This window comes from Dyadobacter sp. AC419, from assembly GCF_979253085.1.
The window spans coordinates 18,995-44,520 of sequence record NZ_CEEDCD010000023.1 but is presented as its reverse complement, the minus strand read 5'-3'; the positions used below and the strand labels follow the sequence as shown (position 1 = coordinate 44,520).

At 46.6% G+C, this 25,526-nt stretch carries 26 protein-coding genes; 11 read left to right on the top strand and 15 right to left on the bottom strand.

Annotated features, from left to right (window positions below; genetic code table 11):
• The first annotated feature begins 15 nt into the window (after positions 1-15).
• From AC0IYG_RS20540 to AC0IYG_RS20530, 3 genes are all read left to right on the top strand, one after another.
• Complete coding sequence (locus AC0IYG_RS20540; RefSeq protein ID WP_471712931.1) at positions 16-1,605, top strand: RagB/SusD family nutrient uptake outer membrane protein; 1,590 nt, start codon at positions 16-18, stop codon at positions 1,603-1,605.
• A gap of 89 nt (positions 1,606-1,694) precedes the next feature.
• Positions 1,695-2,459, top strand: coding sequence for a 5'-nucleotidase C-terminal domain-containing protein (locus AC0IYG_RS20535; RefSeq protein WP_471712930.1), 765 nt, complete (start codon positions 1,695-1,697; stop codon positions 2,457-2,459).
• The gene (locus AC0IYG_RS20530; protein WP_471712929.1) at positions 2,431-3,384 is read left to right on the top strand and encodes a bifunctional metallophosphatase/5'-nucleotidase; all 954 of its coding nucleotides are present in this window, start codon (positions 2,431-2,433) and stop codon (positions 3,382-3,384) included. Before AC0IYG_RS20535 ends, AC0IYG_RS20530 begins: the two co-directional genes overlap by 29 nt.
• 9 nt (positions 3,385-3,393) lie before the next feature.
• On the opposite strand, the gene AC0IYG_RS20525 is transcribed toward AC0IYG_RS20530, so the two are convergent.
• The 3 genes from AC0IYG_RS20525 to AC0IYG_RS20515 form a co-directional block, all read right to left on the bottom strand.
• On the bottom strand, positions 3,394-5,007 hold the full coding sequence (locus tag AC0IYG_RS20525; RefSeq protein ID WP_471712928.1) for a Na+/H+ antiporter: 1,614 nt from the start codon (positions 5,005-5,007) through the stop codon (positions 3,394-3,396).
• Between the two features lie 18 nt (positions 5,008-5,025).
• On the bottom strand, positions 5,026-6,351 hold the full coding sequence (locus AC0IYG_RS20520) for a cytochrome P450 (RefSeq protein ID WP_471712927.1): 1,326 nt from the start codon (positions 6,349-6,351) through the stop codon (positions 5,026-5,028).
• Positions 6,352-6,460: 109 nt separating this feature from the next.
• On the bottom strand, positions 6,461-6,940 hold the full coding sequence (locus AC0IYG_RS20515) for a Dps family protein (RefSeq protein ID WP_471712926.1): 480 nt from the start codon (positions 6,938-6,940) through the stop codon (positions 6,461-6,463).
• Between the two features lie 217 nt (positions 6,941-7,157).
• Here AC0IYG_RS20515 and AC0IYG_RS20510 point away from each other — a divergent pair, with 217 nt between their 5' ends.
• Both AC0IYG_RS20510 and AC0IYG_RS20505 read left to right on the top strand, forming a co-directional pair.
• Positions 7,158-7,841 carry a lipid-binding SYLF domain-containing protein gene (locus AC0IYG_RS20510; protein ID WP_471712925.1) on the top strand — a complete coding sequence of 228 codons (684 nt, stop codon included), beginning with the start codon at positions 7,158-7,160 and terminating at the stop codon, positions 7,839-7,841.
• 18 nt (positions 7,842-7,859) lie between these two features.
• Positions 7,860-8,060: a KTSC domain-containing protein gene (locus AC0IYG_RS20505; protein WP_471712924.1), complete on the top strand. Its 201-nt coding sequence runs from the start codon at positions 7,860-7,862 to the stop codon at positions 8,058-8,060.
• 14 nt (positions 8,061-8,074) lie between these two features.
• Here the strand turns inward: AC0IYG_RS20505 and AC0IYG_RS20500 are convergent, their stop codons facing one another.
• The 12 genes from AC0IYG_RS20500 to AC0IYG_RS20445 form a co-directional block, all read right to left on the bottom strand.
• Positions 8,075-8,263 (bottom strand): hypothetical protein, encoded by a 189-nt coding sequence (locus AC0IYG_RS20500; protein ID WP_233846847.1) that lies wholly within the window; start codon positions 8,261-8,263, stop codon positions 8,075-8,077.
• A gap of 34 nt (positions 8,264-8,297) precedes the next feature.
• Complete coding sequence (locus tag AC0IYG_RS20495; RefSeq protein WP_471712923.1) at positions 8,298-10,010, bottom strand: GMC oxidoreductase; 1,713 nt, start codon at positions 10,008-10,010, stop codon at positions 8,298-8,300.
• Between the two features lie 18 nt (positions 10,011-10,028).
• Positions 10,029-11,249 (bottom strand): alpha/beta hydrolase-fold protein, encoded by a 1,221-nt coding sequence (locus tag AC0IYG_RS20490; RefSeq protein ID WP_471712922.1) that lies wholly within the window; start codon positions 11,247-11,249, stop codon positions 10,029-10,031.
• Positions 11,250-11,385: 136 nt separating this feature from the next.
• Positions 11,386-11,871, bottom strand: coding sequence for a TlpA family protein disulfide reductase (locus AC0IYG_RS20485; RefSeq protein WP_471712921.1), 486 nt, complete (start codon positions 11,869-11,871; stop codon positions 11,386-11,388).
• A 45-nt stretch (positions 11,872-11,916) separates the two neighbouring features.
• Positions 11,917-12,369, bottom strand: coding sequence for an SRPBCC family protein (locus AC0IYG_RS20480; RefSeq protein WP_471712920.1), 453 nt, complete (start codon positions 12,367-12,369; stop codon positions 11,917-11,919).
• A gap of 40 nt (positions 12,370-12,409) precedes the next feature.
• Complete coding sequence (locus AC0IYG_RS20475) at positions 12,410-12,943, bottom strand: SRPBCC family protein (protein ID WP_471712919.1); 534 nt, start codon at positions 12,941-12,943, stop codon at positions 12,410-12,412.
• Positions 12,944-12,955: 12 nt separating this feature from the next.
• Positions 12,956-13,228, bottom strand: a complete 273-nt coding sequence (locus tag AC0IYG_RS20470) for a hypothetical protein (RefSeq protein ID WP_471712918.1) — start codon at positions 13,226-13,228, stop codon at positions 12,956-12,958.
• A gap of 171 nt (positions 13,229-13,399) precedes the next feature.
• Positions 13,400-15,835 (bottom strand): alpha-L-rhamnosidase-related protein, encoded by a 2,436-nt coding sequence (locus AC0IYG_RS20465; protein WP_471712917.1) that lies wholly within the window; start codon positions 15,833-15,835, stop codon positions 13,400-13,402.
• 89 nt (positions 15,836-15,924) lie between these two features.
• A complete protein-coding gene (locus tag AC0IYG_RS20460; protein ID WP_471712916.1) occupies positions 15,925-16,302 on the bottom strand; it encodes a VOC family protein in 378 nt (125 codons plus the stop codon).
• A gap of 48 nt (positions 16,303-16,350) precedes the next feature.
• Entirely contained in the window at positions 16,351-17,688 is a 1,338-nt protein-coding gene (locus AC0IYG_RS20455) for an MFS transporter (RefSeq protein WP_471712915.1), read from the bottom strand.
• A gap of 150 nt (positions 17,689-17,838) precedes the next feature.
• Complete coding sequence (locus tag AC0IYG_RS20450) at positions 17,839-18,414, bottom strand: hypothetical protein (RefSeq protein ID WP_471712914.1); 576 nt, start codon at positions 18,412-18,414, stop codon at positions 17,839-17,841.
• Positions 18,415-18,568: 154 nt separating this feature from the next.
• Positions 18,569-19,087 carry a DinB family protein gene (locus tag AC0IYG_RS20445; protein ID WP_471712913.1) on the bottom strand — a complete coding sequence of 173 codons (519 nt, stop codon included), beginning with the start codon at positions 19,085-19,087 and terminating at the stop codon, positions 18,569-18,571.
• Between the two features lie 162 nt (positions 19,088-19,249).
• Here AC0IYG_RS20445 and AC0IYG_RS20440 point away from each other — a divergent pair, with 162 nt between their 5' ends.
• From AC0IYG_RS20440 to AC0IYG_RS20415, 6 genes are read left to right on the top strand one after another with little or no spacing between them, the layout of a single operon-like run.
• Positions 19,250-19,864: a TetR/AcrR family transcriptional regulator gene (locus AC0IYG_RS20440; RefSeq protein WP_471712912.1), complete on the top strand. Its 615-nt coding sequence runs from the start codon at positions 19,250-19,252 to the stop codon at positions 19,862-19,864.
• Positions 19,865-19,913: 49 nt separating this feature from the next.
• Positions 19,914-21,038, top strand: coding sequence for a TolC family protein (locus AC0IYG_RS20435; RefSeq protein WP_471712911.1), 1,125 nt, complete (start codon positions 19,914-19,916; stop codon positions 21,036-21,038).
• A complete protein-coding gene (locus AC0IYG_RS20430; protein WP_471712910.1) occupies positions 20,998-21,279 on the top strand; it encodes a hypothetical protein in 282 nt (93 codons plus the stop codon). The genes AC0IYG_RS20435 and AC0IYG_RS20430 overlap by 41 nt, the downstream gene beginning before the upstream one ends.
• 6 nt (positions 21,280-21,285) lie before the next feature.
• A complete protein-coding gene (locus tag AC0IYG_RS20425) occupies positions 21,286-22,131 on the top strand; it encodes an efflux RND transporter periplasmic adaptor subunit (protein WP_471712909.1) in 846 nt (281 codons plus the stop codon).
• Positions 22,037-22,330 (top strand): permuted SH3 domain-containing protein, encoded by a 294-nt coding sequence (locus AC0IYG_RS20420; RefSeq protein WP_471712908.1) that lies wholly within the window; start codon positions 22,037-22,039, stop codon positions 22,328-22,330. The genes AC0IYG_RS20425 and AC0IYG_RS20420 overlap by 95 nt, the downstream gene beginning before the upstream one ends.
• 18 nt (positions 22,331-22,348) lie before the next feature.
• Positions 22,349-25,435 carry an efflux RND transporter permease subunit gene (locus AC0IYG_RS20415; RefSeq protein ID WP_471712907.1) on the top strand — a complete coding sequence of 1,029 codons (3,087 nt, stop codon included), beginning with the start codon at positions 22,349-22,351 and terminating at the stop codon, positions 25,433-25,435.
• Positions 25,436-25,526: the final 91 nt, after the last annotated feature.

Below are 25,526 nucleotides of genomic sequence, written 5' to 3'. Positions count from 1 at the left end.
CAACGCAACAATATTATGAAAATTTATATAAAAATTTCCGCAATGCTCATGCTTACATTGGCCATTGCTTCCTGCAAAGACAATCTTGAAGAATCGCCTTATTCATCGCTGAGTAAAGAGGTTGTATTTAAAGATGAGGACGGCCTGAACCAGGCTACAATTGGTGTGTATCAAGCCTGGACTGCGCCCGATTTTACAGACATCAGCGCACGCTTTGTGCTTTCAGAATCTGGCCACCGCTACGCAACGGCCGGCATCCTCGGCTCGGGTGCCGATCCTTATTATCGCTTTGGCCACGTTTCCACTTCCGGTGCATTTGAAGCCGTGTGGTCGCGTTTTTACAAAATCATTTTCCGGGCTAATGTCGTTATCGATAATGCGGCACGCGCTGTTCCCGGAGAAGAGGAAGAAGCGAATCCTTACATTGCTGAAGCGCGGTTTTTGCGGGCCTATGCCTATTTTAATCTCGTTCGGTTGTTTGGAGGCGTGCCTTTGATCCTGAAAGAGGTGAATTCGCTGGCGGATGAAGACATTATTTTTGCACCAAGAGAAACGGATGTGGCTGTTTACGACGCCATCATTGCCGACCTTAATTTCGCCGAAGCAAACCTGCCCGACTCGCGGGGAGGGGCTGAGCTCGGGCGTGTTTCCGCCGGAACTGCAAAAGCAATGCTTGGAAAAGTTTATCTCACAATGGCTGGAAAACCATTGAGCAGAACGGAAAATTACCAGAAAGCGGTTGATAAATTCGGCGAGCTGGTCGGCCCGGAAAATGAGGAAAAATATGATTTTGAACTGTTACCAGATTTCTCAGAAGTGTTTGCACTCGACAATGAGCGTAACCGGGAAATTGTGCTTTCATTCGGCTATTTCGTGAATTCTTCTAATCCCAACGGAAACATTCTGCCTTTCAATTTGTTCCCTTCCGGTTTAGTGAATGGTGATGAGCAAACCAACTACGGCCTCACTTACGATTTTTATAAATTGTTTGAAAAAACAGATATCCGCCGGCCGTTCACGCTCGTGGATCGCTATGTGTTCACAGGCGGCGCAAGGGCCGGCGCGCAGGAAGGTGACAGCATCATTTACAATCCGACGATCGGTAACTACATTATCAAGCGCACCAATGCATCGCTTGGCCACGATGATTTCAAATACGGGATTGCATTCGGCAAACTCGCACGGGAGCCTCGTCCGGCCGGTGCAGCAGTGCAAGGTTATAGCGCTGATTTAATTGAAATGCGCTTTTCGGATGTTTTGTTAAGTTATGCAGAAGCATTGGTTGAAACCGGTAAAACGGCACTGGCGTTGCCCATATTAAATCGGGTGAGGGCTCGTGCAAAGGCCACGGCTTCCAAAGCAACAACGGCCGCAGCACTTCGCACCGCAATCCGCTTGGAACGTCGACTGGAATTAACAGGGGAATTTAACACGGTGTTTGACATTCGCCGCTGGGGAACATTACAGCAGGAAATCGCCGCCATGAGCGAAGATCAGATTGTTGACAATGTGCTGATCCCATATTCACCGCGTCTGGAATTGTATCCGATCCCACAATCGCAAATCGACGCAAACCCGAATCTGAGACAGAACGAAGGTTGGTGATTTGCATCAGACCTTCCGGATATTCGAAATCCGGAAGGTCTGATTATAAAAAATGATCGCTATTTTTGTTGGCTCAACAAACAGCCAATATGACTTTGTCCGCAAAGCGACTGCAATATTTTTTGGCATGGACATGCGCCATTGCCTTCTCCACTTCCTGCCAGCGCCATCTGGCAGTTTCCAAAAACGACTTTAAACAATATAGCATTGATGCGCAAACCGCTGAGGATTCGGCGATTGTAAAATATTATTTGCCTTACAAGCAGAAGATGCAGGCCGAGATGAGCAAAGTCATCGGCCAAACGGATCAGGAGCTTACCAAACCGTCTGAACCGGAGACGCTAATGGGCAATTATTTTGCAGATGCGCTGCTTGCCGAAGGGCTGAAAAAGGATTCGACCATTCAATTTACATTGTCAACCAAAGGCGGCCTGCGAACGACTTTTCCAAAAGGTGACATCACCGTTTCACACGTTTTTGAGCTCATGCCGTTTGAAAATGAAATGGTTGTATTGAAATTATCCGGTGAAAACGTGCAGCAACTCATTGATTTTATCGTTAAAAAAGATGGCGAACCGATCTCCGGCATGCGGATGAAGATCAGGAATGGCGCTGCTTATGACGTCACCATTGGCGGTCAGCCTTTTGATAAAACCAAAAATTACAATCTGCTCACTTACGATTATCTGGCAGATGGCGGTGACGAGCTTGCATGTTTGCGCAACCCGATTCAAAGAAGAGACCTTAATCAGAAAGTGCGTGAAGCGCTTCTTGAAAATATAGATGATCTGACCCGTCAGGGAAAAAAAATAACCGCTCAGCTCGATGGAAGAATTGTCATTGTTAAAGACTAACCGCAGGGATTTTTTGAAGAAAAGTGCCGGTGCTTCGGCATTGCTGGCAGCGGGCACCTTTCCGTTCGAGGCTTTTTCGAAAGACAGGACCGTGCAGCTGACGATCTTGCACACAAACGATGTGCATAGCCGCATTGAGCCATTTCCTATGGACGGATCCCGCAACCAGGGATTGGGCGGTGTAGCGCGCCGGGCAGCATTGGTCAGGCAGATCAGGCAGGAACAAAAAAATGTGTTGCTGCTGGATGCGGGCGACATTTTTCAGGGAACGCCGTATTTCAATTTGTATGGCGGGGAGCTGGAAATGCAGATTATGAGCGACATGGGTTATGATGCTGCGACAATGGGAAACCACGATTTTGATAATGGCGTTGCCGGCTTTGCAAAACAACTTCCACATGCCAGTTTTCCAATTCTGGTAAGCAATTATAATTTCAACAACACCGAATTGCAAGGCAAAACCCAGCCTTACAAGATCTTTGAAAAGCAAGGGCTTAAAATCGGCGTTTTTGGCTTGGGAATCCAGTTGGCGGGTTTAGTTAACAAGAAAAATTACGGCGAAACCGAATATCTCGATCCGATCACAAAAGCGAACGAAACGGCATCATTATTAAAAAATGAAAAGCATTGTGATCTAGTGATTTGCCTATCACATCTGGGTTACAAATACAAGGATAACAAGGTTTCTGACCAGGTCCTGGCCAAATCCACACGCAACATTGACCTTATCATTGGCGGCCATACGCATACATTCATGAAAGTGCCGGAAGATATTCTCAACCTGGACGGCAAGGTTACAACCGTTAATCAGGTTGGTTTTGCGGGCATTAATCTTGGTCGTCTGGATTATTATTTCAACAGAGAATCAAAACACAGGAAGATGGTGGCAGCGGTTTATCCCGTTCATGAATACGGGCTGGTTTAGCGGCCGCATTCACTCCATATGCAGGAATTGCTGTCTGATTTTTTCTTCTTCCAGATCAAGTTGGGCTTGGTGCTGACGGATGACCTCTTCTTCAAAAATTTCCTTCTTATTAAACCGGTTAAGGAGCATTCTTTTATGGTCCAGCAGCTCTTTTGTAATGTCCTGGAAACGTCTGATATAGTCATAACCCGCAGCCGAATTGTCTGGATGGATTACGTGTTCCAGAAAACCAATGTCACTTTCCAGTTTCGCCACGAGGTTTTGTAAAAGCTCATTTTTCTGCAATTCGTCTGCATAGTTTGTGTTCAGGAATTCCAGCGATTCTTCGGCCAGTTTTCTGCGAATTTTAAGATCCTGCACCTGTGCAGGAATCTGATAATCCAGTTCACCCACATCCAGCCATTTGATCACCCAAGGCAATGTAAGGCCTTGAAAAACAAGTGTTACCAGGATCACCACAAATGTGATAAACAGGATCATATTCCGTTGCGGAAACGGATCGCCGTTGTTCAGGAGCAGCGGGATGGATAATGCGGAAGCCAATGAAACCACACCGCGCATGCCCGCCCATCCGAACATTAAAGGTGCACGAAAGCCAGGCCTGCTGTCAGCAGTAACGATAAATCTGCTGATAAAAACGGTGAATAATGAAGCGCCAATCGTGGAAGCAAGCCGGGTGAGGATAACGACCACGGAAATGATCAATCCATAGCGGATTGCGTCGGGCAGCGCATCAGGCCCGAGCTGTTCGACGATAACCGGAAGTTCCAGTCCGATAAGCATGAACACGATCCCGTTCAGTACAAAACCCACTGTTGACCAAACGTTTACGCCTTGTATTCGACTCAGGTGACTCAGGATCGTGTGGCTGTTATAAGACAAAAACAAACCGCCCGTAACCACCGCGATCACCCCCGAATAATGGAATTCTTCTGCCGTAATGTACATGGCATAAGGCGCAATCAATGTTAAAATCGTATCAATGCTCGGCGTAGTGGGAAGCCACCGGTGGATCGCATAAAAAATGCCTCCAATGCCCAGACCAGTGATTACACCCATCGTGATAACTACGAAAAAGCTGCTCACCGCATCGCCCATCACAAATGTTCCCGACAAAATCGCCATTAATGCGAAACGGAAGACGATCAGACTGGACGCATCATTCAGCAAGCTTTCACCTTCCAGAATGGTCACCAGGCGCTTGGTTACTTTCACATCTTTCAAAATAGAAGTGGCAGCAACGGCGTCGGGAGGCGAAATGATTCCACCCAAAAGGAAACCCAATGGCAATGTAAAACCAGGTATGAGCGAATGTGAAACGTAAGCAATGACGCAGGACGTCAGCAGCACAATGATAAACGCAAACGAGCCGATCACGCGCCGCCATTTGTAAAAATCTTTCCAGGAAGTCTGCCATGCGGCATCGTAAAGCAAAGGCGGCAGGAATATCAGAAAGATCAGTTCTGGATCGATTGCAATGGTGGGCAGGCCGGGGAAAAAGCTGATAACCAAGCCGCCCAGCACCAGCACGATTGGGTAGGAGACCTTGATGCGCTGCGCCAGCATGACGAGGAATAAAATGATGACAATCAGCGAGATGTAAAGTATAATTTGTTCTGACATAGAGGGCCGTTATAGCGACTAGCGCACGTAAAGTTTAATTCCGTTGGTTGATTTAAGCACAATTTGCGGATGCATGCCCACGGGATGGCGCGGATCGGATTCGAAAGTGAAACGCTTCACCAAAGCCGCCAGCAGGAGCTGCATTTCCATCATCGCAAACTGCTGCCCGATGCATATGCGAGGTCCTGCTCCGAAAGGCAGATAATTGAATTTCGGCCGGTCTTTGACATGCTCAGCATTGAAATTTTCAGGGTCAAATGTGTCCGGATTTTTCCAAAGGTTCGGATTCCGGTGCAATTCAAAAACGGACAGAAAAACCGATGTTCCGGCTTTAACCTGAAATCCTTCGATCTCCTGATTGGTAACGGCCTCGCGTGTCATGGTCCATGCAGGCGGGTAAAGCCGGAGGCCTTCTTCCACCACTTGCCGGGTGTAAGGCATTTGCATCAGCTGCTGGAATGTCGGCACTTGCTCGAATATCGCGCTTTCTTCCCGTATTTTCGCTACGATTCCAGGTTGTTTTGCAAGCTCAAACAGGAGCCAGCTCAGGCCCGTAGCGGAGGTCTCATGCCCCGCTGCGAACATGGTAATTGCTTCATCCCGGATCTGCTGGTCATTCATTTGCTCGCCAGTCTCTTCGTCGGTGCTGTCCAGCAGCAGTTGGAGCAGATCGTTAGGCTTTTCGCCTGAAATGCGTCTTTCATGGATAAAGTTGAAAACTAGTGTGTTAAAATACGCCAGATCTGTTTCAAAGCGACGATTTTCGCCATTGACCGCCATAATGGGCACGCGGTAAGGCCTCCGCACGCGGGTTACCAGATATTTTTGGGTGCGTGTCACTTGCTGGTAAATGCGCGCCTTGTCTTCCGTGGTCATGTTTCCAAACAGCGTTTTAAGTGCAATGTCGGAGGTTACACCCATCATTTTAGCGTCTATGTCAACCGAATCTTTTCCACGAAATGCTTCCATTTCTTCCAAAAAGGCAGCAGTGAGCTTGCCCATTTCCAGAAACAATTCCTGCAACCTTTCCCGGTGGAAAGCGGGCTGAACGAGTCTTCTCTGCCTCAACCAAAAATCTCCGTCGCTGGTCACCAAGCCATTGCCCAGCACCGGACGAAGCATTTTGGAAGAGCTCCCTTTTTTAAAATTCCGGTTTTGCTGCTGTAAGATATGTTTGAAAAACCCCGGGTCGCGGCTGACGACAAACTCGCGGAAAAGCCGCATCTGGAACGTGTCGCCGCACGTCTCGAAACCTTGGTGGAGGAAATGCAATGGATTTTTGGCAAACTTGAATGGAGCCAAAACACTAAGTCTTCCAAGTTTATATACGGGAATGCTGCGCATGATCAGGAATCAAAAAGAGAATTTCTGCAAATAAGTGATTAAGGCATAAAAAAACCATCCGGAATGCGGATGGTTTATAAGATTTGGAATGCTATAACAGAAATAAAGCTTATTTCTTGCCCGCAAATGAGCGCAGCATCCAGGTATTTTTCTCTTTAAACTGCATAAAGCGGTTCACCATATCATTTGTGCCATCGTCACTAGCCGTGTCACTCGCGATCAAAAGTTCGCGTTCCAGCTCGATCAGCTTGGCCATATCGTCCAGGAGCGCGTCCACCATAGCAAGATCCTGCATGCCAATGGTGTCAATTTCTTTAATAACCGACTCATTAATGTAATCTGCAAAACGGCTGTGTGGCGGCTTGCCAAGTGTCAGCACGCGCTCTGCGATTTCATCGATTGTCAATTGCGCATTGGTATAAAGTTCTTCAAATTTCACGTGCAGTGTAAAGAAGTTCTGGCCCTTGATATTCCAGTGACAGCCTCTCAGCTTTTGGTAATGGACATGATAGTTGGCCAGGTAATCATTCAGGAGGTCAACCACCGGTTTCACTTCCTTTTCGTTGAGGCTTATTGCTTCGGCATTCATGATGTTTTGGATTAATGTTTACAGCTAATGTTGGTATCAAAACCATACCAGCAAATTTAGTTTCACATATATACGTAAAACCTTTCACAAGCACAAAATATATCTAAAATCGTCCCTGACGCTATTTTTTGGTGATCAGGCACGATAGTTGAACGTTACTCGTTTATTACGCCATATCGTGTCAGGGGACACGCAATGACCCACAATTTTTAATTATATGATGACTACGAAAAGTTTAAAACTCAGCGTCCTGTTACTATTGGCAACCCTCACCGGCAGCTCATCTTTGGTCTCAGCCCAGAGTAAGGAAGAAGGAAAAATCAATGCGGCTGTTACAGTTCTTGACGATTTCAGCGGGATGCAGGAAAACATTCCGGCTCAATTGCTCGACATTTCCAAAGGCATCATTATCGTCCCAAAGCTCATTAATGCCGGACTGGTTGTGGGCGGCAGACATGGAAAAGGGATTGCAATGGTGAAAAACAGCAAAGGCGAGTGGAGCGATCCCGTTTTTGTAACCATTACGGGCGGAAGCATTGGCGCGCAGATCGGCGTGCAGGCAGTAGACCTTGTTTTGATCTTCAAAAGCAGCAAAACGCTTACGGAGATCGGAAAGGGCAGTTTTACATTAGGCGGTGACCTTTCTGTTGCGGCCGGACCGATGGGCAGAAGTTCCTCTGCAAGCACAGATTACAAGCTCGAAGCCGAGGTTTATTCCTATTCAAGAAGCAAAGGGCTTTTTGCAGGTGTTACCATTAATGGGGCTGCATTGGAAGTGGACGCCAAAGCGAATAATGCTTTTTACAGCAAATCAATGGATGCAAACACCATTTTCACTTCGTCTAATGTTTCTTCGGAAGCCGTTGAGAAGTTGAGAGATAAGCTGGATGATCTGAATTAGAACAAAAACAGATTTGTTATGCCGTCTTCTGTCGTAGCAAACACGATTTACAATGAACACACGGAAACGTTACGCGTTGTTTTCGTTTCGGGAATGGTTTATGATTACAAAAAAGTGCCTTTACACGTTTATCAGGCCATGCGGAATGCACCCTCCAAGGGCACTTTTTTGAATCAGGAAATAAAGAACAATTATGAGTTTGTAAAGGTCGGCGATTAATCGCTGACCTTTTTTTATGGAATCTCGCAGTTCTTTTCGTTGCAGAACTTCACCTCGCCGGTTTTTTCATTCCTGCATTTTACTTTGCCGGTTACTTTCACCATTGCGCCTTTCTGGATGGATTCGTGGTTAATGATCACCCATATGTCTTTGCTTCCCTTGATTTTGACGCGCGTGCCATCAAAAAACTTTTGTACCGCCATTCGATTAATTATGTTCAGGCCGCAAAGATAGGGATCAAATATTTCCTTTTTTCATTTCCTTCACCGCATAATCAACCGCTCTGGCTGTAAGCGCCATGTAAGTAAGCGACGGGTTTTGCGTGGAAGTCGACGTCATGCAGGCGCCGTCGGTGACAAATACATTTGCACATTGGTGCATCTGGTTCCATTTGTTGAGCAATGAAGTTTTAGGATCATTGCCCATTCTTACGCCGCCCATTTCGTGGTTTTCGCTTCCGGGATTGCGTTTTGTATCCGAAGTTTTAATATTTGAAAAGCCCGATTTTTCAAGCATTTCACTCAGCTCCGTGTAAAAATCTTTGACCATTTTCATATCATTGTCATCAAAATCGACAGACATGCGGAGCTGCGGAATGCCCCAGTCATCTTTCAAATTTGGATCCAGGCGAACGAAGTTTGTCTCCTTAGGAAGCGTTTCACCCATCATTTGCGCACCCAAGCTCCATCCGCTGCTTTCCGGTGCAAACAAGCTTTGCTTCAAGGCATCACCCAGCTCGTTAGTCGGGTTGCCCATTTTCGACGCGGAAAAAGATGTAGCGTAACCGCGCAAAAAGTCAGTCTCCTGCTTGAAAACATTTCTGAAACGCGGGATATAAGCACCATTCGGCCTTCTTCCTTCCACGGTCTGGTCATAGAAACCGTCAAACTCGGCACTTACGCGGCCCCGATAATTATGGAAACCAATGAATTTGCCCATTAAACCATTGTCATTGCCAAGTCCGTTCGGAAAACGGCTCGATTTTGAATTTAGTAAAATGAGGTTAGAATTGATCGCAGAAGCATTGACGAAGATGATTTTGGCATAATACTCCGTCATTTCCTTCGTAATGGCGTCAACCACACGCACGCCTGTTGCGCGTTTTTTCTTCTCATCATAAATGACAGAATGTACAACGGAATGCGGCTGTAAGGTCAGATTTCCAGTTTTCTCAGCCCAGGGCAAAGTCGAAGCATTAGAACTGAAATATCCGCCAAACGGACAACCGCGCTGGCACATGGTCCTATGCTGACATTTAGCGCGTCCCTGTTCGGTGTGAATGGGCTGCGGATCACTGATATGCGCCGCCCGGCCAATGATGATCGGCCGTGCATTGTTGTAATTTTTAGCAGTTTGTTCGCTGAAATGTTTTTCAACACAAGACATTTCATGCGGTTTGAGGAATTCACCATCAGGTAACTGCGGAAGCCCGTCCTTGTTTCCCGAAATTCCCGCAAACTTCTCGACGTAACTATACCAGGGTGCAATGTCGGCATAGCGGATCGGCCAGTCCACAGCAAAGCCATCGCGCGCCGGGCCTTCAAAATCGAAGTCAGACCAGCGTTGCGTTTGCCTAGCCCACAGCAGCGAGCGGCCGCCCACCTGATAGCCGCGCATCCAGTCAAACGGCTTGTCCTGGACATAAGGATGCTCAGCATCTTTTACCACAAAATGCATGGCGTCTTCCCGGAAAATATAATGCTTGCTCGCCATCGGATTGGCCTGCCGGATCGCCAGCGAAGGTTGCCCCAGATGCTCAAATTCCCAGGGTTGCATATTGGCGGTAGGGTAGTCCACAATGTGCTTCACGTCCCTGCCGCGTTCCAGTATTAATGTCTTCAATCCATTCTCGGTCAGCTCCTTGGCCGCCCATCCGCCGCTGATTCCCGTGCCGACTACAATTGCATCGTAAGTCTGCGCTTTTACGGAATCGATGTTGAAATTTGACATAATATGATGAGTATCCGCTTATTTGGTTTTTGCCGAATTATTTTTCCAAAGATTTGGTAACAACTTGTCATTCAAAAGCATGCGCCAGGTTCCCCAGTCGTGTGCGCCGTCGCCGCCAATGAAATATTCGTGCTTAATGCCATGTTTTTCCAAAGCCAGGTGTGTCGCTTCCGAGCGCTTTCCTACAAAATCCAGCTCGCCGCTTCCAAGTCCCACAAGCATGTAATCCACTTGGTCTTTCACTTTCGGATCACTGAAAAATGTGGGGTTGAGTTTTTCGGGTTCCAGATCGCCAGCACTCAGAATCCCGAATGAACTGAAAAGATCCAGCGCATTGAAACCCACGGCCTGCGTATGCCGCCCGCCCATCGATAAGCCTGAAATTGCGCGTCCCTTCCTGTCCTTAATCGTGCTGTACGTTTTGTCCATGTATGGAACGATTTCATTCCGTAATTCTGCTTCGAAAAGCTTGTAAGTTTTGTCAAGATGTTTCGGATCGCTTCTGTGAATGACCTGATTATTAGGCATAGCAATGATCATCGGCACTATTTTGCCTTCGGAAATGAGGTTATCAGCAATGAAATTGGCACGGCCATCGAACATCCAGCCCGAAGCCAGCTCACCGCTTCCGCCGAGAAGATAAAGCACAGGATATTTTTTCTTCGGATCGTAGCCCGAAGGTGTGTAGACGTACATTTCCCGCTCACCATTTAATGTGGCAGAATGGTAAATGTGGCGGTTTATGCTGCCGTGAGGGACATTTTTGGCATCGTAGTAGGCCGGCTTGCTGTCATGCACAACCACATTGGAGTAACCCGGCTGATTGGAAGTTCCGGTGAAAGTATTGTTCGGGTCGGACACAGCGACGCCATCAATAAGCAGCCTGTAGACGTAAATATTGGGCTTAACCGGCCCGACTGTCAATGTCCAGGTGCTGTCAGCTCCTTTTATGAAAGGAATCGGTTGTTTGGCTTTTAATGCAAGCAGAATTGGTCCGCCGGTCAATGCAACCTTTTGAACATCAGGCGCTTTAACCCGGAATGTAATGGTGTGATCGTCGTTAACTTCCGGTGAAACCACATTAGCCCCGTAAGGATTGAGCTTTTGCGTATTTTTCTGCGGATCGTGATTCAGATTTACATTGTCCTGCTGGGCAGCCGCGAATGTAAAAGCGCAGAGTGCAAGGCCAAGGCCCATACCACCGCAACGAATGCGTTTTTTCGGAATTCTAATTTTCATCTTCTGGTAAATTCGCTCGGTCCTGTGTTCCTTGATTAAAGACGCTGGGTTACGAACATTACCCGGTAAATGATGAAATTAAATCAGCAGGTGACCTCCCGATTTTGCGCGCTGCGGTGGCAAGGATCGGCCTTGTTTAAATTTTTTTGACTGCATTGAAAATCGTCTGATGCGGCTGCTCGCCTTCGAATGTTTGGACCAGATTGCCCGCCTTGTTGTAAATGGCAATATAAGGGAATGACTTAATCTGATAATAGCGCTGCACAATGTAAGAATAGCCTTCCGTGCCGACCTTAATGTTGGGATAAGTGCTTAGCTTATATTGTGTTACAAATGGTTTCAACATTTCCATAGACTGGAAAGTGACCATTACAACTTGCTTATTAGCAAAGACGCTGTAATTCTTCAGCATGTCTTTGGTAAAATCCTGGCAATGCTCGCAGTCAGGAGAAAAGTAGATCAGCACCACCGGCCCGGCAGCCAATTGCGATGCAGTGTACTGCTGGCCGTTGGTGAGCTTGATCTGGAAAGGTGCGATCTTTTTTTGCCCCAATGCGGATTGAGCAAATGACGCACTGCTGACAGCTAAGAAAAACAGGGTCGGGATGATTTTTTTGAACATACTCGTAAGATTCTTTTGAAATTTAGAATCCGCAAGTTATCAGTTTCACGCCGTTTTACCTTCCGATAGTTCCTTGATTTTTTCCATGGCATTGTCCCAGCTTTTGGACATCATTTCATAATAATCTTCACCCATGTAAGTCTCAACATCCAGGCGTGTTTGACCATTTTGTTCCGTCAGCCAGTATGATTCCTGCACTCCTTTGAAAGCCTGCGCCATCTCGCCATCATAATCCTCCTCGCCGTTCATGAGCATGCCCGTATATTCGACTATTAAAACCTCATAGGGCTTGTTTTCCTTAATAAATCCGATAATTCCTGACTGGGACGGATCTTTGAAAATCACTTTACTGCCGGTCTCCCAATCCGTTTCCGCAATCGTTCCTTTGCTGAATTCATTATACCAGACCGCATTTCTTTCCTGCAAGATCAACGTTTTCCAAACTTCTTCTTTTGATGCGTTGATGTCAACCGATTTTTTAATGAGCAAAGCTTCCATGATGTTGTTGGTTTAACTTAATGAAATGGTTTTTAAGGAATTATCTTTCAAGCACTTTTTTAAGGTTGTTAAGGCTTATTTCCAAGTCCTTACCAAGAATTCCGTCGATGAAAAGGTTGGTGATATTCATAGGATAAACACTTTTGCCGGTCATGCCCCAGCTTACTTTTGTCTGCCCGTCACCGGCCGGTTCAGTCTTCATTTCAGCAATGCCGATTCCTTCAAATGGTTTGATAAATGTCACTTTCAAATCCACTTTTTCGCCGTTTTTGATGTCTGTGATTTCCTGCTGTCCTTTGCCAACTTTCCCGTCCTGACTGTCCCACGCGTAAATGAATCCGACCTGACCATCCACACCGGAGAAATCCTTTTTCATATTCGGATCGGTCATCACCCACTTGCTGTAATTATCCTGATTTTTAACGTGCCTTATATAGTCGAAAACCTGCGTGACGGGCTTACTAATCGTTATTTCACGCTTTACTTCGTAATTTTTCTTTACAAAAAGTGCAATGATCAGCACCAATGCTATAATGCTTACAAGTACAATCACAATGATGAAGAGGACTCTCATTTTCTGGATAGTTTAGGTTAATGTTGGTTCTGATTTAGACAATAGGAAAGCAGGAAACGGAAACGGGATTTCGTCTTGTAATATCTCGGCCTGGAAGCCGAACTGGTTTAAAAGTGCAATCAGCCGCGCTGCTCTGATCTGCTGGTGCGCATCAATCCGCAGCACCTGATCGCAATCTTCCAGATCAAAACTGGCGCTATAACCCGGAAATGCGCGTTCAATTTGTTCGATCAGCAAATTAGCCTGCCCTGGTTTTCGAACATTGGTTTTAAAGATCTCTACCATTTCTGAGGATCGTTTATGTAGTTTTTTGTTGATGTTTAGGATAAATGCTGCTTCCGCTGTCATGTTTAATGTCGCCAGCGAAGGTGATTTTTGATTAACAAACTAACCACTTAAAATCAAAAACAGTGGTTGCGATTTGCGACATTGAAAGGGGGGAATTGTGACAATATATCACTTCAATTCCGCAGAGAAAGCATTGTCTTTGCCTGAAAGGTCAATCGTGTCAAACTTTTCATCAGAACTGGTCGAGACCGCTTTTGCATTGACTGTAAATGACTTATATTTTCCTTTTGGCAGCACAATGCCCAGTTTCCAATCTGCCTGCTTTTGCGAAAGATCAAGCAGGATCTTTTTTCCGGATCTTTTGAACCGATAATTCAGCTCATTATCACCCACGATCACATTTTCGAGACTTGCATCATTCCATTCGGCAGGCATCTGCGGTTGAATTCGGATGATTTTCATGGAAGCATGTGGCTGAATCCCGAAAAACTGCTGGACGATCGGATAAGCGTAACTGTACACATTCCAGGCCTGCGCCATCATTCCGAAGTCCGGTGAGACCTCATAAATGGAACCCGGTAAGGCAAAACTGAACGATTGCGTCATCCTTTTGAGATAACCCAATGCTGCGTCCGGACGGCCGTAATTGTTTTCGGCAATCGCCAGCACACCAGTCGGAAGCGTCATTACAGCGCCTGTGTAAGTGAACACTTTGTTTCGTCCGGCCACCGAACTTGCATCCTTTCCCGCAAGCTCATCGCGATCTATCCCGGTCACAAATGCGCCGAAAGGATTTACAAACTTTGAAGCGGTTTGCAGTGCTGCTAATGCTTTCGCCGAATCCGCAATTCCGGTTTCCATCGGCGTGTTCACAACCCAATTGTGATGCACAACAAAACCTTTTTTACCATCCTGACTTTGACTGTTCAGCTTCGCCTTCGCAGCTTTCAGCTCGTCCACAGCCCACGGTTTTTTCAATGTGTCGGCGCGCACAATCGCATCATTAATAAGCGCCGCGGCTTGCCTTGGTGTGCCGATGAAATCCGCAAATGAATTGCTTTCAGGAACCCAAAAGTCGGTGTTGATTTTCGCCCCGATCTTCGCTGCAACGGCCCCATATTCCTTCGCCAATGCATTTTCATTCATTTCCAAAGCCATTTCTGCTGCATCTGCAAATGCTTTTTGCGTATAAGCCGCCACATCGATCATTTCGCTGTTCATTCCGTGGATTTCCATCATGCCAAATCCATCCGGAAGCAGATTTCCATCCTTATCATTCTCATTCAGTAACCAGTCCAGCCCTTTTTTGACTGTTGGAAAATATTTTTTCAAAAACGCTTTGTCTCCCGTCCATCTGTAAACGTGCGCAACAAGCGAGGCGAACTGGGGCGTTTCGTTAACATTACCCGGATTAAAAACGGCACCATTCGTCGATGTCTCATGCATGATGCGGCCGTTCCCGTTTACTTTTTCCGAAAGCTTATGGACAACCTCAACCGACTGCCTGACCACATCCGCTTGTCCCGTGGCGATGAGCCCTTTCAATGCATATTCGCTGTCGGCGCCAAACCACCAGGGATAATCGGGTGCGCCCGCTGAGAGCCCGCGTCCAATCTCCGGAACATCCCGGATCAGCCAATCGGTGTTGTATTTTGTCCAGCGAAAAGCCTGTTCCAGTTTCTTATCCGGGATGGTGAGCTTAGTTTTTGATTCAATGGCCGCATATCTCGCTTTTTTAGCCGATAAAAGTGCCGCCGCATTCGCTTCCACCTCTTTGAAAGTTTCCCTTGCATTCGCCTCTGATTTGTAGGAGCCGGCAATTGTAAAAGGAATGGTTACCGACCCACCTGGCGCAATGTCGAGCTGATATTGCAGCAAAGCATTCACGCCGTTTCCTTGCGGCTTGTAATCGCAGGTTACAGCGTTCTGACCATGTGCTATCGGTTTGATTGCAGATCCAAACATGACAAACCAATCATTCAGGCTGTCCTTCGCGATCCAGCTATGATTTGCTTCATTCCAGGTCGTCTGATCTTTTGCGTCAATCATGCCCGTTTTTTCTCCCAGCCACACAGGCCGCAGGTCCGTGTAACCATTGAAATCAAATTTAACAGTCTGCTTTTTACTGCTTTGGTTATGCATCGTGTAAGCCACAACGACCGCCTCTTTTCCGTCCGGTGCGAACTGCAAACGCTCCACGCGCATTTCTGATAAACCTTTTGTAAAAATATGTTTGTTGGCAAAAGGATAGTTGACAAATGTGTCTGCTTTGGCCAAACAAACTGTCTCATTATTAATGGTTAAGGAAGCTGTAAAGCCGTCCATCAGCTTGATCGGATGATCCCATATGCCACCCATTTCACCGGTAACATGCCAGCCGAGATCGGGAAAAGTCCCGTTTTGATGACCCACCATATACACCCGATCCCCAGCCGTAATGTATGGCGTGTTGAGGTAAGCAGACTTTCCGGTAATGCTTTCCGTGCCGGTTAAAAGGCTTTGCAAACTGTCTGTCGGCGATTCTTTATCGGCACATTGAAACAATGTGGAAGCAGCTAAAATAACCGCAAGTGCTTTAACGGAAAGAATATTTATGGGATTCATAGGGTCGATCGGAATGTCAGCCCAATTTAGGACAATGTTCGAATCCATCACAGACGGCAGCGAACATTGTCCCCATCTTTCACAAGTATTTAGCTTTGCATTACGGAATGAATGTTGCCAGCCGGATCCGTAAACCATGCAACCGTCGGCTCGCCGCGCAAAATGTTATCTTCATCGGTTTTAAATCCCGGTAAATCATAGCTTTCGAACTTCACGCCCAGCGCTTTGAGCTCACTTACGGTCTGCTCAATGTCGTCGACGGGGAAATTTAAAACTGTAAAAGTGGCTGGCGTATGATTGGGCTTTTCATACACGACCACGTCGTTGCTGCCCGCAATGTGCAGTTGCAGAATGCTCATATCTTCCAATTCTGATAAATCAATTTGCAAAATGTTGCCGTAAAATTCTTTTGCTTTTTGCAAATTATCGACCGAGAATCCGCTGAATGCTTTTGTGTTTTTGAACATGGTTTTAGTTGTTGATGACGGCCACCTAATGGCGCCGGCTGTTGAAAATTAATTTCCCGACACGCTGATTGCGTCGGCTTCGGTAAAGGCAGGTTCGGGCTGTTTGTAAATTTTGGAAAGCTCCCCGTAAGCCTTTGACCGCATTGCTATTAATGTTTTGATGAGTCCAATAACGCCAGTAACCGTGAATAATAAAGCCAATCCACGTGCTATGCCCGTGCCAAACCAGGAACCGATCAGGTCTACACCAGCGCCGGTCGTCATGAATGGAATGAAGATAAATTTGGCAATCGGCCCGATCATAAATGCAGTGATCGGCGAGGCGGCCTGCTCAATGCTTTGGGCAAAACCAAAAACACGTCCCTGCCGCTCATGCGGAATAACCTTTTGTAAAATCGTTTGCTCGGTGGCTTCCACGACAGGGATGAGGCAGAGATAAATGAACATGCCGACGCCAAACAGCACAATGGATGCCTGAATGGTGAAGAAAATGCAGACTGTCCACATGATCAGGTTGGAAACGAAAAGCGTGCGCAACGGCTTTTTGCCCAAGCCCTTTTTGGCGACAACCAGTCCGCCGACAATAAATCCAAGACTTAACACGCCCCACAAAATTCCCCAAACCTGCACGGAAACAAGCGAAAGGCCATATGCATCCATGAGCGACATGAAAACGCCGCCGAGGAAATTGTTGAATGTGTTAAAAAATATAAGTCCGAAAAGTCCGGGAACGAGTCCTACAACGGCAATTGTGCCCTTAATGTCAATGTTTTCGAGATGTGAGCCCGTTTGAACGATCTCTTTTTCAGGAATGTGAATGGTGAACAGATGGACAAGCACCAGCACAGTAAGCCCAACGGCCAGCGCAAGCATCCAGGTCATGCCCATAAACCCGATCACGAGCCCGCTGAAAATGGAGGCGACCAGAAATGAAACGCCATTAACCGTTCCCACCATTCCGTTCGCCTTATCGCGGCCATCTTCTTCAATGAGAATGGTGACAACCGTTGACAGTGCAATGCTCCGGATATTGCCGGTAATTGCGCCAAACAAGCAGCAGGTGATCAGTATCCAGAGGCCAATGCTTGACGGATTTTTGAAGTCTGCGTCGGGCGTAATAATGTAGACTATTAAGGCAATTGTATAAAGAAAAAGCGTGGCAATGCCCGATATGGTCATGGAAGTCTTTTTCTTATAACGATCCACAATCGAGCCCAGAAAAAAGCCCGAAAGTGCAACCGTAGCAAAGTAAATGCCCGCCATCACTGACGTTACAATCACGGATTTTGTTTCCAGATAAACCCAGAATGTTACCGCAAACCAGACAAATGTGTTGGTAAGCGAGGCAGCAAGCGAATTGGCTAATATGGCGTAAAAGGTCTTCATGGATATAGCGCTTTTGATCGTCTGTCTGAAATTAATTCAATCTGACATTACAAATGTACTACATCAGCTGCAACAACACGCTGGGTTCACAGGACAACTTGGGGGTGCAAACATGCCAATCTTACAAGGCATATTTGCACTAAAAATAACTCATGGAACGCTGCGTACAGGCGTAGACTGCGGCGTTGTTTGCGGAACAGTTTGCCTTGTTGCAGGCGCCGGGGCAGTTTTGCTGGTTGTCGTCGTTGTCGTGCTCGCTGGCTGCGTTACTACGGGAGCTGTCTGCGGCGAGGTTGTTCCCCGCTCACCCTGCACATTGGTTTCCACCTGCACATTGGTGCCTGTTTGCTGTGTCTGCTGCGTAGTTCCTGTTGTCGTCTGCTGCACTTCTATCGTTTGTTGAACGGGCTGCGTTGCTGCTGGCTGATATCGTTCAGGAAATGTCAGCGGGTCCTGGGATGTATTCACTTTTGGCACTTGCCCTTCCTGCACGGCCGGCACCGGGTTGGTAACCGCTCCCGGATCAGCAGCTTGTGTGGCGCTTTGGATCTGGCCGGTTGGCTTGGGCTGATATTCACTGTAAGGTCTTGCTGGCTGGCCTGTTCCGGAGCTTGGGATCTTGCCCGTGGGCGCAGGTCGGGATGGAATGCGTTGTGCGTGTGATTGAATAAAAACCGCTTCGGCAATAATAAGTGCTGAAACGAGCATTACGGTCAGAATCTTCATATAGTGTTGGTTGAATTGAATGATAAATGTAATATCATTCAGGTCTGTACCAAAATTGTTCCTGAGACACTGACCGTGAGACCGATTGACAAACGGACCTGCATCAAGTCGATGCAGGCCGTTTATAATAACCTTGGCTAATAGACGCAAATGACTACCGATCCCAGAATGCAGGCGGCTCAACTCCCAATGCACGCAGATAAACATAGCCCTGTGCACGGTGATGGATCTCGTTATCGATGAGATAAAGCAATGTGTTCAGAATGGTGTTTTCATACATGCCGAATGCTGCTTCCGTTTCTGAAAACCGGCTTGGCTCGATCTGCGGCCAGAGTGCGTCGATATACGCTGTTACCAAATCCCACAGATTGAGGACTTCGTCTTTCGTTGCCGGGGCCGGCGTTGAATGATCAAGAACAGGTTCGGAAAATGTCCATTCTCCATAAGCGATCCCGCGGATGCCCGGCGCTGCCAATCCGACCATCTCCATCGTCAGCTCGGCGAATGTGCGCATGCCGCCAATTGAGAATGTGTAGAACTGAGCTTCCGGAAATGCTTCGATAACGCGACGTGTCAATTTGCGGTGTCCTTGCCAATGTTCAAGCAATGCGTCTGTTGAAATGATCAATGGTGATTGTGCAACTTCTTTGGTTTCAAGGCTGTTAGCTTCCATTTTTTAAAGGTTTTTAGTGATTTGTTTATTGAACACAACAAAGGAACAGGGGGCTTATGACAGCCGTATGTCAGCAGGAATTTTATTTTTTGAAATAAATTTTTCGGCAAAAATGTATTTACTAAACAGTGTTTATTATATTTACATCGAAATCAAGATAACATGGCGATTAAGGAGCGAAAAGAGCGGGAGAAGCAGGATATGAGAAATCTTATCATTGAATCGGCAACCCAGCTGTTTTTGAAACAAGGCTATGACAAAACGTCGATCCGGAACATTGCGGAGGACATTGAATACAGCCCGGCCACGATTTACCTTTATTTCAAGGATAAGGACGAGATCTTTTACGTGATCCATGAAAATGGATTTGCCATGCTTTTTAAAGAATTCAGAAAGCATGACGTCATTAAAAATCCGTATGAAAGGCTCGTTGCCGTTGCGAAGTCCTATGTGCGGTTTGCGATGGAAAACCCCGATTACTACGATCTGATGTTCATCATGCGGGCTCCGCTGTCGCAGATCAAGTCTGAAGAAAAATGGGACGCCGGCGAATGTGCTTTTGAATATGTGGTGGACACCATAGCCGAATGTCTGGAAGCAATGCTGATTAAACCTGCTGATAAATATGTGTTGTCAATGACCGTTTGGTCTTACACGCACGGGCTTGTTTCGCTTCATGTGCGTGAGCGGTTGTGCGTGATGCAGATGCCTGATGATTTAATGCAAAAGATGATGGAAAGCTCTCTTGAATTTTTTATTGAAAACATGAAAGCCTAAAAAAATTTCCCCAGTAATGAACACTGTTTACTAAATAAACGTCATTTACATGAATAGACGGATTCTACGCCTGCGACGGCAAATTGCATTTATTGCAATGATCGTGTGCTTGGCTCAACCATTGCGAGCACAAGACAAAATTTTGGAAGCCTACATTGCCCAGGGGCTCAAAAATAATCAGGGACTGCGACAGCAGGATTTTTTGTTACAAAAGAGCATGTACGCGCTGAAAGAAGCGAAAAGTTATTTTTTGCCGGAAGTCAACTTTAACACCTCTTATCTCGATTCGCGCGGAGGCCGGAAAATCAGCATCCCGATCGGTGACCTGCTCAATCCGGTTTATTCGTCGCTGAACCAGCTCACCAATTCCACTGCTTTTCCACAGGTCGAGAATGTGAACCAGACATTCAACCCGAACAACTATTACGACGCCAAATTCAGGACATCACTGCCGCTTTATAACCCTGAAATCGGGTATAACACGAAGATCAGAAAAGAGCAGATCAACCTGCAACAAGCTGATTATGAGGTTTATAAGCGAGAGCTAGTGAAAGAGATCAAGCTCGGTTACTATGCTTACCTGCAATCAGAAGAAGCGGTTCGCATTCTGGAAAGTGCTGTGGCGCTGGCCAGGGAAAACCTTCGCTATAACCGCGTCCTGGTCAGTAATGATAAAGCAATACGCACGGTGGTGAGCCGCTCCGAGAATGAGCTGATCGGGCTGGAAGCAAGATGGGAAGAAGCAAAATATCAGTCACAAAGCGCTGCTGCTTATTTTAATTTTTTATTAAACAGCCCTTTGGAAACGAAAATAGACGCCAGGGATACGCCGCAGGTTGAGCCTGGCTCTGCGGCCGTAGCGTCTGCGAGAAGAGAAGAGTTGATTAAGCTCGAATCGCTTTCCAAAATTAACACCTTATCTGGCCAGCTTGCCAGGGCTTCATCATTACCAAAACTGGCTACGTTTATAGACCTGGGTTCGCAGGGTGATTTTCTTAATTTCAATAATGATAACGCGTTACTATTTGTTTGGATTAACATTGGACTGGCGCGTTTTTGCAGGAAACCGCGTGCAATACAGGACGAAGCAGGCATTACTAGACGGAAAAGTTACGGGCGAACAGATCAGTCAGGTGTCGCAGCAGCTGGAATTGCAATCGCAAACGGCTTCTAACAAACTGAATGCATCCATCAAACTTCATCAGGCTTCCAGGAGTCAGACGGCACTTTCGGAGCAGTATTATCAGGATCAGCAAAAACTTTACCGCGAGGGACAACTGCTTTACATTGAACTGCTTGATGCGCAAAACCGACTCATTAGCGATCAGTTGCAGCAAAGCATTGCCTACATGAATATGCAAAGTCGTTCCGCTGAGCTGGAACGCGCCCAAGCCAGCTATTTATTTTCTAATTAATAAGTCATGAAAAAAACATTTCAAACAAGCATTATTCTCACCATTGCTTTGGCCGCGCTGTTTTTGGCAAGCTGCAAAGAAGCAAAAAAGGTGGAGCAGACTGACAGCACGATTCCGGTCAAAATCATTAGTTCGGCGGCGTTGAGCCAGTCACAACCCGTTGAAACATCCGGCTTGCTGGGCTCTGATAACGAAGCGAATCTCTCATTTAAGGTTGGTGGAATTATCAGGGATATTTTGGTCAAAGAGGGCGATCGTGTGCGGACCGGGCAGTTGCTTGCCACATTGAATACAACTGAAATAGCCGCGCAAATGGCACAGGCTGAGGAGAACTTTATGAAAGCAAAACGCGATGCGCAGCGCACGCAGAATTTGTATCGAGACAGCGTTAATACAAAAGAGCAGCTTGAAAACAGCCTTACGTCGCTGAATGTCGCAGAAAAGCAATTGGATATTGTCCGGTTTAATCTTTCGCAGTCCAAAATTTATGCAAATGCAGACGGCGTTGTCATTAAGAAATTGCAGAATGCAGGTGAGCAAGTGCAGGGCGGCGTGCCGATTCTGTTCCTGACGAGCACCAGTAACAAAGATTGGGTAATCAAATGTGGTCTGACTGACAAGGACTGGACCCGCTTAAAAGGCGGTGAAAAAGCCGAAATCACCTTTGACGCTTATCCGCAGACTTTTTCAGGAAGCATTTCAGCTTTATCGCAAGGAAGCGACGCCACTTCGGGACTTTACCAAGCCGAGATCAGGATTGATAAGCAGCCAGCCAAGCTCGCAAACGGACTTTTTGCGAAGGTTAGCATTTACCCGAAAAGAAAAAACCAACCTTATTTCCATTCCGGTTGACGCATTAATTGAAGGGGAAAGCGACAGCGCTTTCGTATTCGTAGCTGCGCAGGGTAAGGCCGTGAAAAAGCAGGTGAAAGTCGCTTTTTTGCAAGGGGAGAAGGCTTTTATTCGCACAGGTGTCGATGCAGGCGCACAAATTATCCGCGAGGGTTCCGCTTATCTGGCAGACGGTTCAGCGATCAGAATAGTGCAGTAACATTCAAACCTTAACGTCATGAAATTACCTGAATTTGCTGTCAAAAATTACCAATTCACTCTGGTAATCTTTCTAGCAGTGTTAGCATTGGGCGTTTACTCGCTGCTTTCGATGCCCAGGAGTGAAGACCCCGATATTCATCCGCCGCAATTCACGGTGGTGATTGTCTATCCCGGCGCCAGTCCAAAAGACGTAGAACAGCTTGTTGTGGATCCGATGGAGAAGAAGATCAACGAGCTCGACGACATGAAACACGTGATTACGGACATCCGTGACGGGCTTGCTGTCATGCAGGTGCAGTATAAATACAGCAGCGATCCCGACGATAAATATCAGGAGCTCGTTCGTGAGATCAACAGTTTGAGAAGTAGTCTGCCCGCGGACATTAATGATATCCGCATTAACAAGCAGATTCCCTCGGACGTAAGCATTTATCAATATGCATTGATCAGCGAAAATGCGTCCTATGCGCAATTAAAGAAATACTCGAAGGAATTCAAGGAGCGCCTTGAAAAGATCAAATCGCTTAAAAAGGTTGACTATGCGGGATTTCCGGAACGTCAGGTGAATGTGAGCCTGAATCTGCAAAAAATAGCGCAGCAAAAACTCACACAAAATCAGATTATCGGCGCATTACAAAGCGAAAATGTGAACATTCCCGGTGGCAGCATCAGCATGGCCACGAAGAAGCTGAACATTAAAACCAGCGGAAATTACCGGACACTGGACGAAGTGGCCAACACCATTGTTTCCACGGCGGGCGGCAAAGTCGTTTACCTGAAAGATGTGGCAGATGTCAAACTGGGTTATGAAGACGAAACGCACATTACACGCCTGAACGGTTTCCGTTGCAGTTTTGTAAATGTGAGCCAGAAGGAAGGCGAGAATATCATCGCCGTGCAGGATCAGGTTTCGCCCATTGTTGAACAATTTGAGAAAGAGCTTCCAGCGAACATTGATCTGGTGAAGGTTTTTGATCAGGCAAAAAGTGTGGATCTGCGTTTGTCACATTTTGCAAGAGACTTCGGCATCGCGATTTTGCTTGTGCTTTTAACGCTGCTGCCTTTGGGAACACGCGCGTCACTTGTTGTGATGATCTCGATTCCGCTTTCGCTGAGCATCGGGCTTACAATTATGAATTTGCTCGGTTATAACATTAACCAGCTGAGCATTGTCGGCATGATCGTCGCGCTTGGCATTTTGGTCGACGACAGCATTGTGGTTGTGGAGAATATTGAGCGTTATCTGCGGCTCGGTTACAATCGCGTGGATGCGGCCGTAAAAGCGTCCTCACAAATTGGAATGGCCGTTGTAGGTTGTACAATTCTGCTCATTTTCGCATTTCTTCCACTGGTTTTTCTGCCAGAAGGCGCAGGTGATTTTATCCGGAGTCTCCCACTTTCGGTGATCACAACCGTGTTTGCGTCCATGCTCGTGTCGCTTACCATTGTGCCATTCTTGTCGAGCGTTATATTGAAACGTCATGCAAGTGCGGATGGTAACTTTTTATTGAGAGGCATGAAAAAAGGCATTCACAAAACTTACGGAAGTGTGTTGGATAAGGCGCTGAAATGGCCTGCAACAACATTGGTGCTAGCAGGTCTTATATTCGCAGGTTCGCTCGCCCTAGTGCCGCTGATCGGCAACAGCTTGTTTCCGAAATCTGAAAAGCCGATGTTTTTGATCGATATTGAAACGCCGCAGGGGACTAATTTGAAAAAAACCAATCAGGTAACGCGTTATGTGGAAGGGGTTTTGAAGCAGGAGCCGCTTATTACGTCGTTCGCAACCAATGTGGGCAAGGGCAATCCGCGGGTTTACTATAATGTGATCCAACGCAATGAAAGTGAGAATTTTGCAGAAATTTTTGTGCAGGTCGAAGGCTTGGAAACGCACGAAAAAGTAGAGGTTATTGAGCGTTTGCGGAAGAAATTGGAGCGTTATCCGGGTGCCGAAATAAAGGTGAAGGATTTTGAACAAGGCCCACTTATTGAAGCGCCGCTTGCGTATCGCATTTATGGAGAAGATCTTAACGATCTGCGCAAAACTGCATTCCGTGTGGCAGAAATGCTGAGTAAGACTGAGGGGACAATTTATGTCAACAATCCTTTGCTCGTTCAGCCAACGGACCTGAAAGTGAACATTAATAAGGAAAAAGCCGGGACTTTGGGCATTTCCTCCGCCGATATAGATCGCACTGTGCGGCTAGGCGCAGCAGGCTTAAATGTTGCGACTTACCGGGAAGATGTTGGTAAAGCCGATAATTATAATGTCAATGTTTCGGTGTCAAGAAATGCGACGATTCAGGACTATGGTGTTTTTGACAAATTATATGTCACAGCTGCCTCAGGAGCCAACATTCCACTGAAAAACGTTGCAACCATCGAATTTGAGAGCTCGCCTAACCAGATCCGACATTATGATAAGGACCGTTATGTGACCGTTTCGTCATTTGCAAAGCCCGGCTACAATGTGCAGCGCATGAACGAAGAGATCACGACGAAGCTCAATAATTTCAAATTCGAAAAAGGCCAGACATTCACGGTCGCGGGCGAAAAGGAGAGTCAGGAAGAGAGTTTTGGGGGATTAGGACTGATTATTCTGGTAACCGTGTTCGGCTTCCTCGGCGTGTTGATTTTGGAATTCAAAACATTCAAAAGCATTCTCATTGTGCTTTCAGTAATCCCACTGGGCATTGTGGGCGGACTGGCGATGCTTTTCCTAACCGGCGAAACGCTGTCTTTTACGGCAACCATTGGATTCATTGCATTGGTTGGGATTGAGGTCAAAAACTCACTTTTGGTTGTTGATTTTACCAATCAGCTGAGGGCGCAAGGCAAAGGAATAGAAGAGGCGATCATTGAAGCGGGCGAAATTCGTTTCGTTCCGATCTTGCTGACATCTATGACTGCCATTGGTGGCCTAATTCCGCTTGTGATCGAATACAGCGCACTTTATTCGCCGCTTGCACTCGTTTTAATCGGTGGATTGATCAGTTCAACATTGCTTTCGCGTTTGGTAACGCCCGTCATGTACAAGCTGTTGCCGCCTTCCATTGAGCACGTGGTCAGTGAAGAAGAAGCGCTGGAACCGGTGCTGCATTAAGCCTGCTTTTCGCTTAAACAGCATTGCAGACAATGGTTTTTAGACAAAATGCCTTGGACGATCAAATCATCCAGGGCATTTTTGTTTAAGT

Coding starts and splice junctions, on each gene's coding strand:
- AC0IYG_RS20450 (WP_471712914.1), bottom strand. CDS start 18,414: ATGAAGATTCTGACCGTAATGCTCGTTTCAGCACTTATTATTGCCGAA.
- AC0IYG_RS20500 (WP_233846847.1), bottom strand. CDS start 8,263: ATGGCGGTACAAAAGTTTTTTGATGGCACGCGCGTCAAAATCAAGGGA.
- AC0IYG_RS20510 (WP_471712925.1), top strand. CDS start 7,158: ATGATGACTACGAAAAGTTTAAAACTCAGCGTCCTGTTACTATTGGCA.
- AC0IYG_RS20520 (WP_471712927.1), bottom strand. CDS start 6,351: ATGCGCAGCATTCCCGTATATAAACTTGGAAGACTTAGTGTTTTGGCT.
- AC0IYG_RS20525 (WP_471712928.1), bottom strand. CDS start 5,007: ATGTCAGAACAAATTATACTTTACATCTCGCTGATTGTCATCATTTTA.
- AC0IYG_RS20455 (WP_471712915.1), bottom strand. CDS start 17,688: ATGAAGACCTTTTACGCCATATTAGCCAATTCGCTTGCTGCCTCGCTT.
- AC0IYG_RS20475 (WP_471712919.1), bottom strand. CDS start 12,943: ATGAGAGTCCTCTTCATCATTGTGATTGTACTTGTAAGCATTATAGCA.
- AC0IYG_RS20535 (WP_471712930.1), top strand. CDS start 1,695: ATGACTTTGTCCGCAAAGCGACTGCAATATTTTTTGGCATGGACATGC.
- AC0IYG_RS20485 (WP_471712921.1), bottom strand. CDS start 11,871: ATGTTCAAAAAAATCATCCCGACCCTGTTTTTCTTAGCTGTCAGCAGT.
- AC0IYG_RS20490 (WP_471712922.1), bottom strand. CDS start 11,249: ATGAAAATTAGAATTCCGAAAAAACGCATTCGTTGCGGTGGTATGGGC.
- AC0IYG_RS20440 (WP_471712912.1), top strand. CDS start 19,250: ATGGCGATTAAGGAGCGAAAAGAGCGGGAGAAGCAGGATATGAGAAAT.
- AC0IYG_RS20460 (WP_471712916.1), bottom strand. CDS start 16,302: ATGTTCAAAAACACAAAAGCATTCAGCGGATTCTCGGTCGATAATTTG.
- AC0IYG_RS20425 (WP_471712909.1), top strand. CDS start 21,286: ATGAAAAAAACATTTCAAACAAGCATTATTCTCACCATTGCTTTGGCC.
- AC0IYG_RS20495 (WP_471712923.1), bottom strand. CDS start 10,010: ATGTCAAATTTCAACATCGATTCCGTAAAAGCGCAGACTTACGATGCA.
- AC0IYG_RS20480 (WP_471712920.1), bottom strand. CDS start 12,369: ATGGAAGCTTTGCTCATTAAAAAATCGGTTGACATCAACGCATCAAAA.
- AC0IYG_RS20415 (WP_471712907.1), top strand. CDS start 22,349: ATGAAATTACCTGAATTTGCTGTCAAAAATTACCAATTCACTCTGGTA.
- AC0IYG_RS20445 (WP_471712913.1), bottom strand. CDS start 19,087: ATGGAAGCTAACAGCCTTGAAACCAAAGAAGTTGCACAATCACCATTG.
- AC0IYG_RS20435 (WP_471712911.1), top strand. CDS start 19,914: ATGAATAGACGGATTCTACGCCTGCGACGGCAAATTGCATTTATTGCA.
- AC0IYG_RS20515 (WP_471712926.1), bottom strand. CDS start 6,940: ATGAATGCCGAAGCAATAAGCCTCAACGAAAAGGAAGTGAAACCGGTG.
- AC0IYG_RS20540 (WP_471712931.1), top strand. CDS start 16: ATGAAAATTTATATAAAAATTTCCGCAATGCTCATGCTTACATTGGCC.
- AC0IYG_RS20470 (WP_471712918.1), bottom strand. CDS start 13,228: ATGGTAGAGATCTTTAAAACCAATGTTCGAAAACCAGGGCAGGCTAAT.
- AC0IYG_RS20465 (WP_471712917.1), bottom strand. CDS start 15,835: ATGAATCCCATAAATATTCTTTCCGTTAAAGCACTTGCGGTTATTTTA.
- AC0IYG_RS20505 (WP_471712924.1), top strand. CDS start 7,860: ATGCCGTCTTCTGTCGTAGCAAACACGATTTACAATGAACACACGGAA.
- AC0IYG_RS20530 (WP_471712929.1), top strand. CDS start 2,431: ATGGAAGAATTGTCATTGTTAAAGACTAACCGCAGGGATTTTTTGAAG.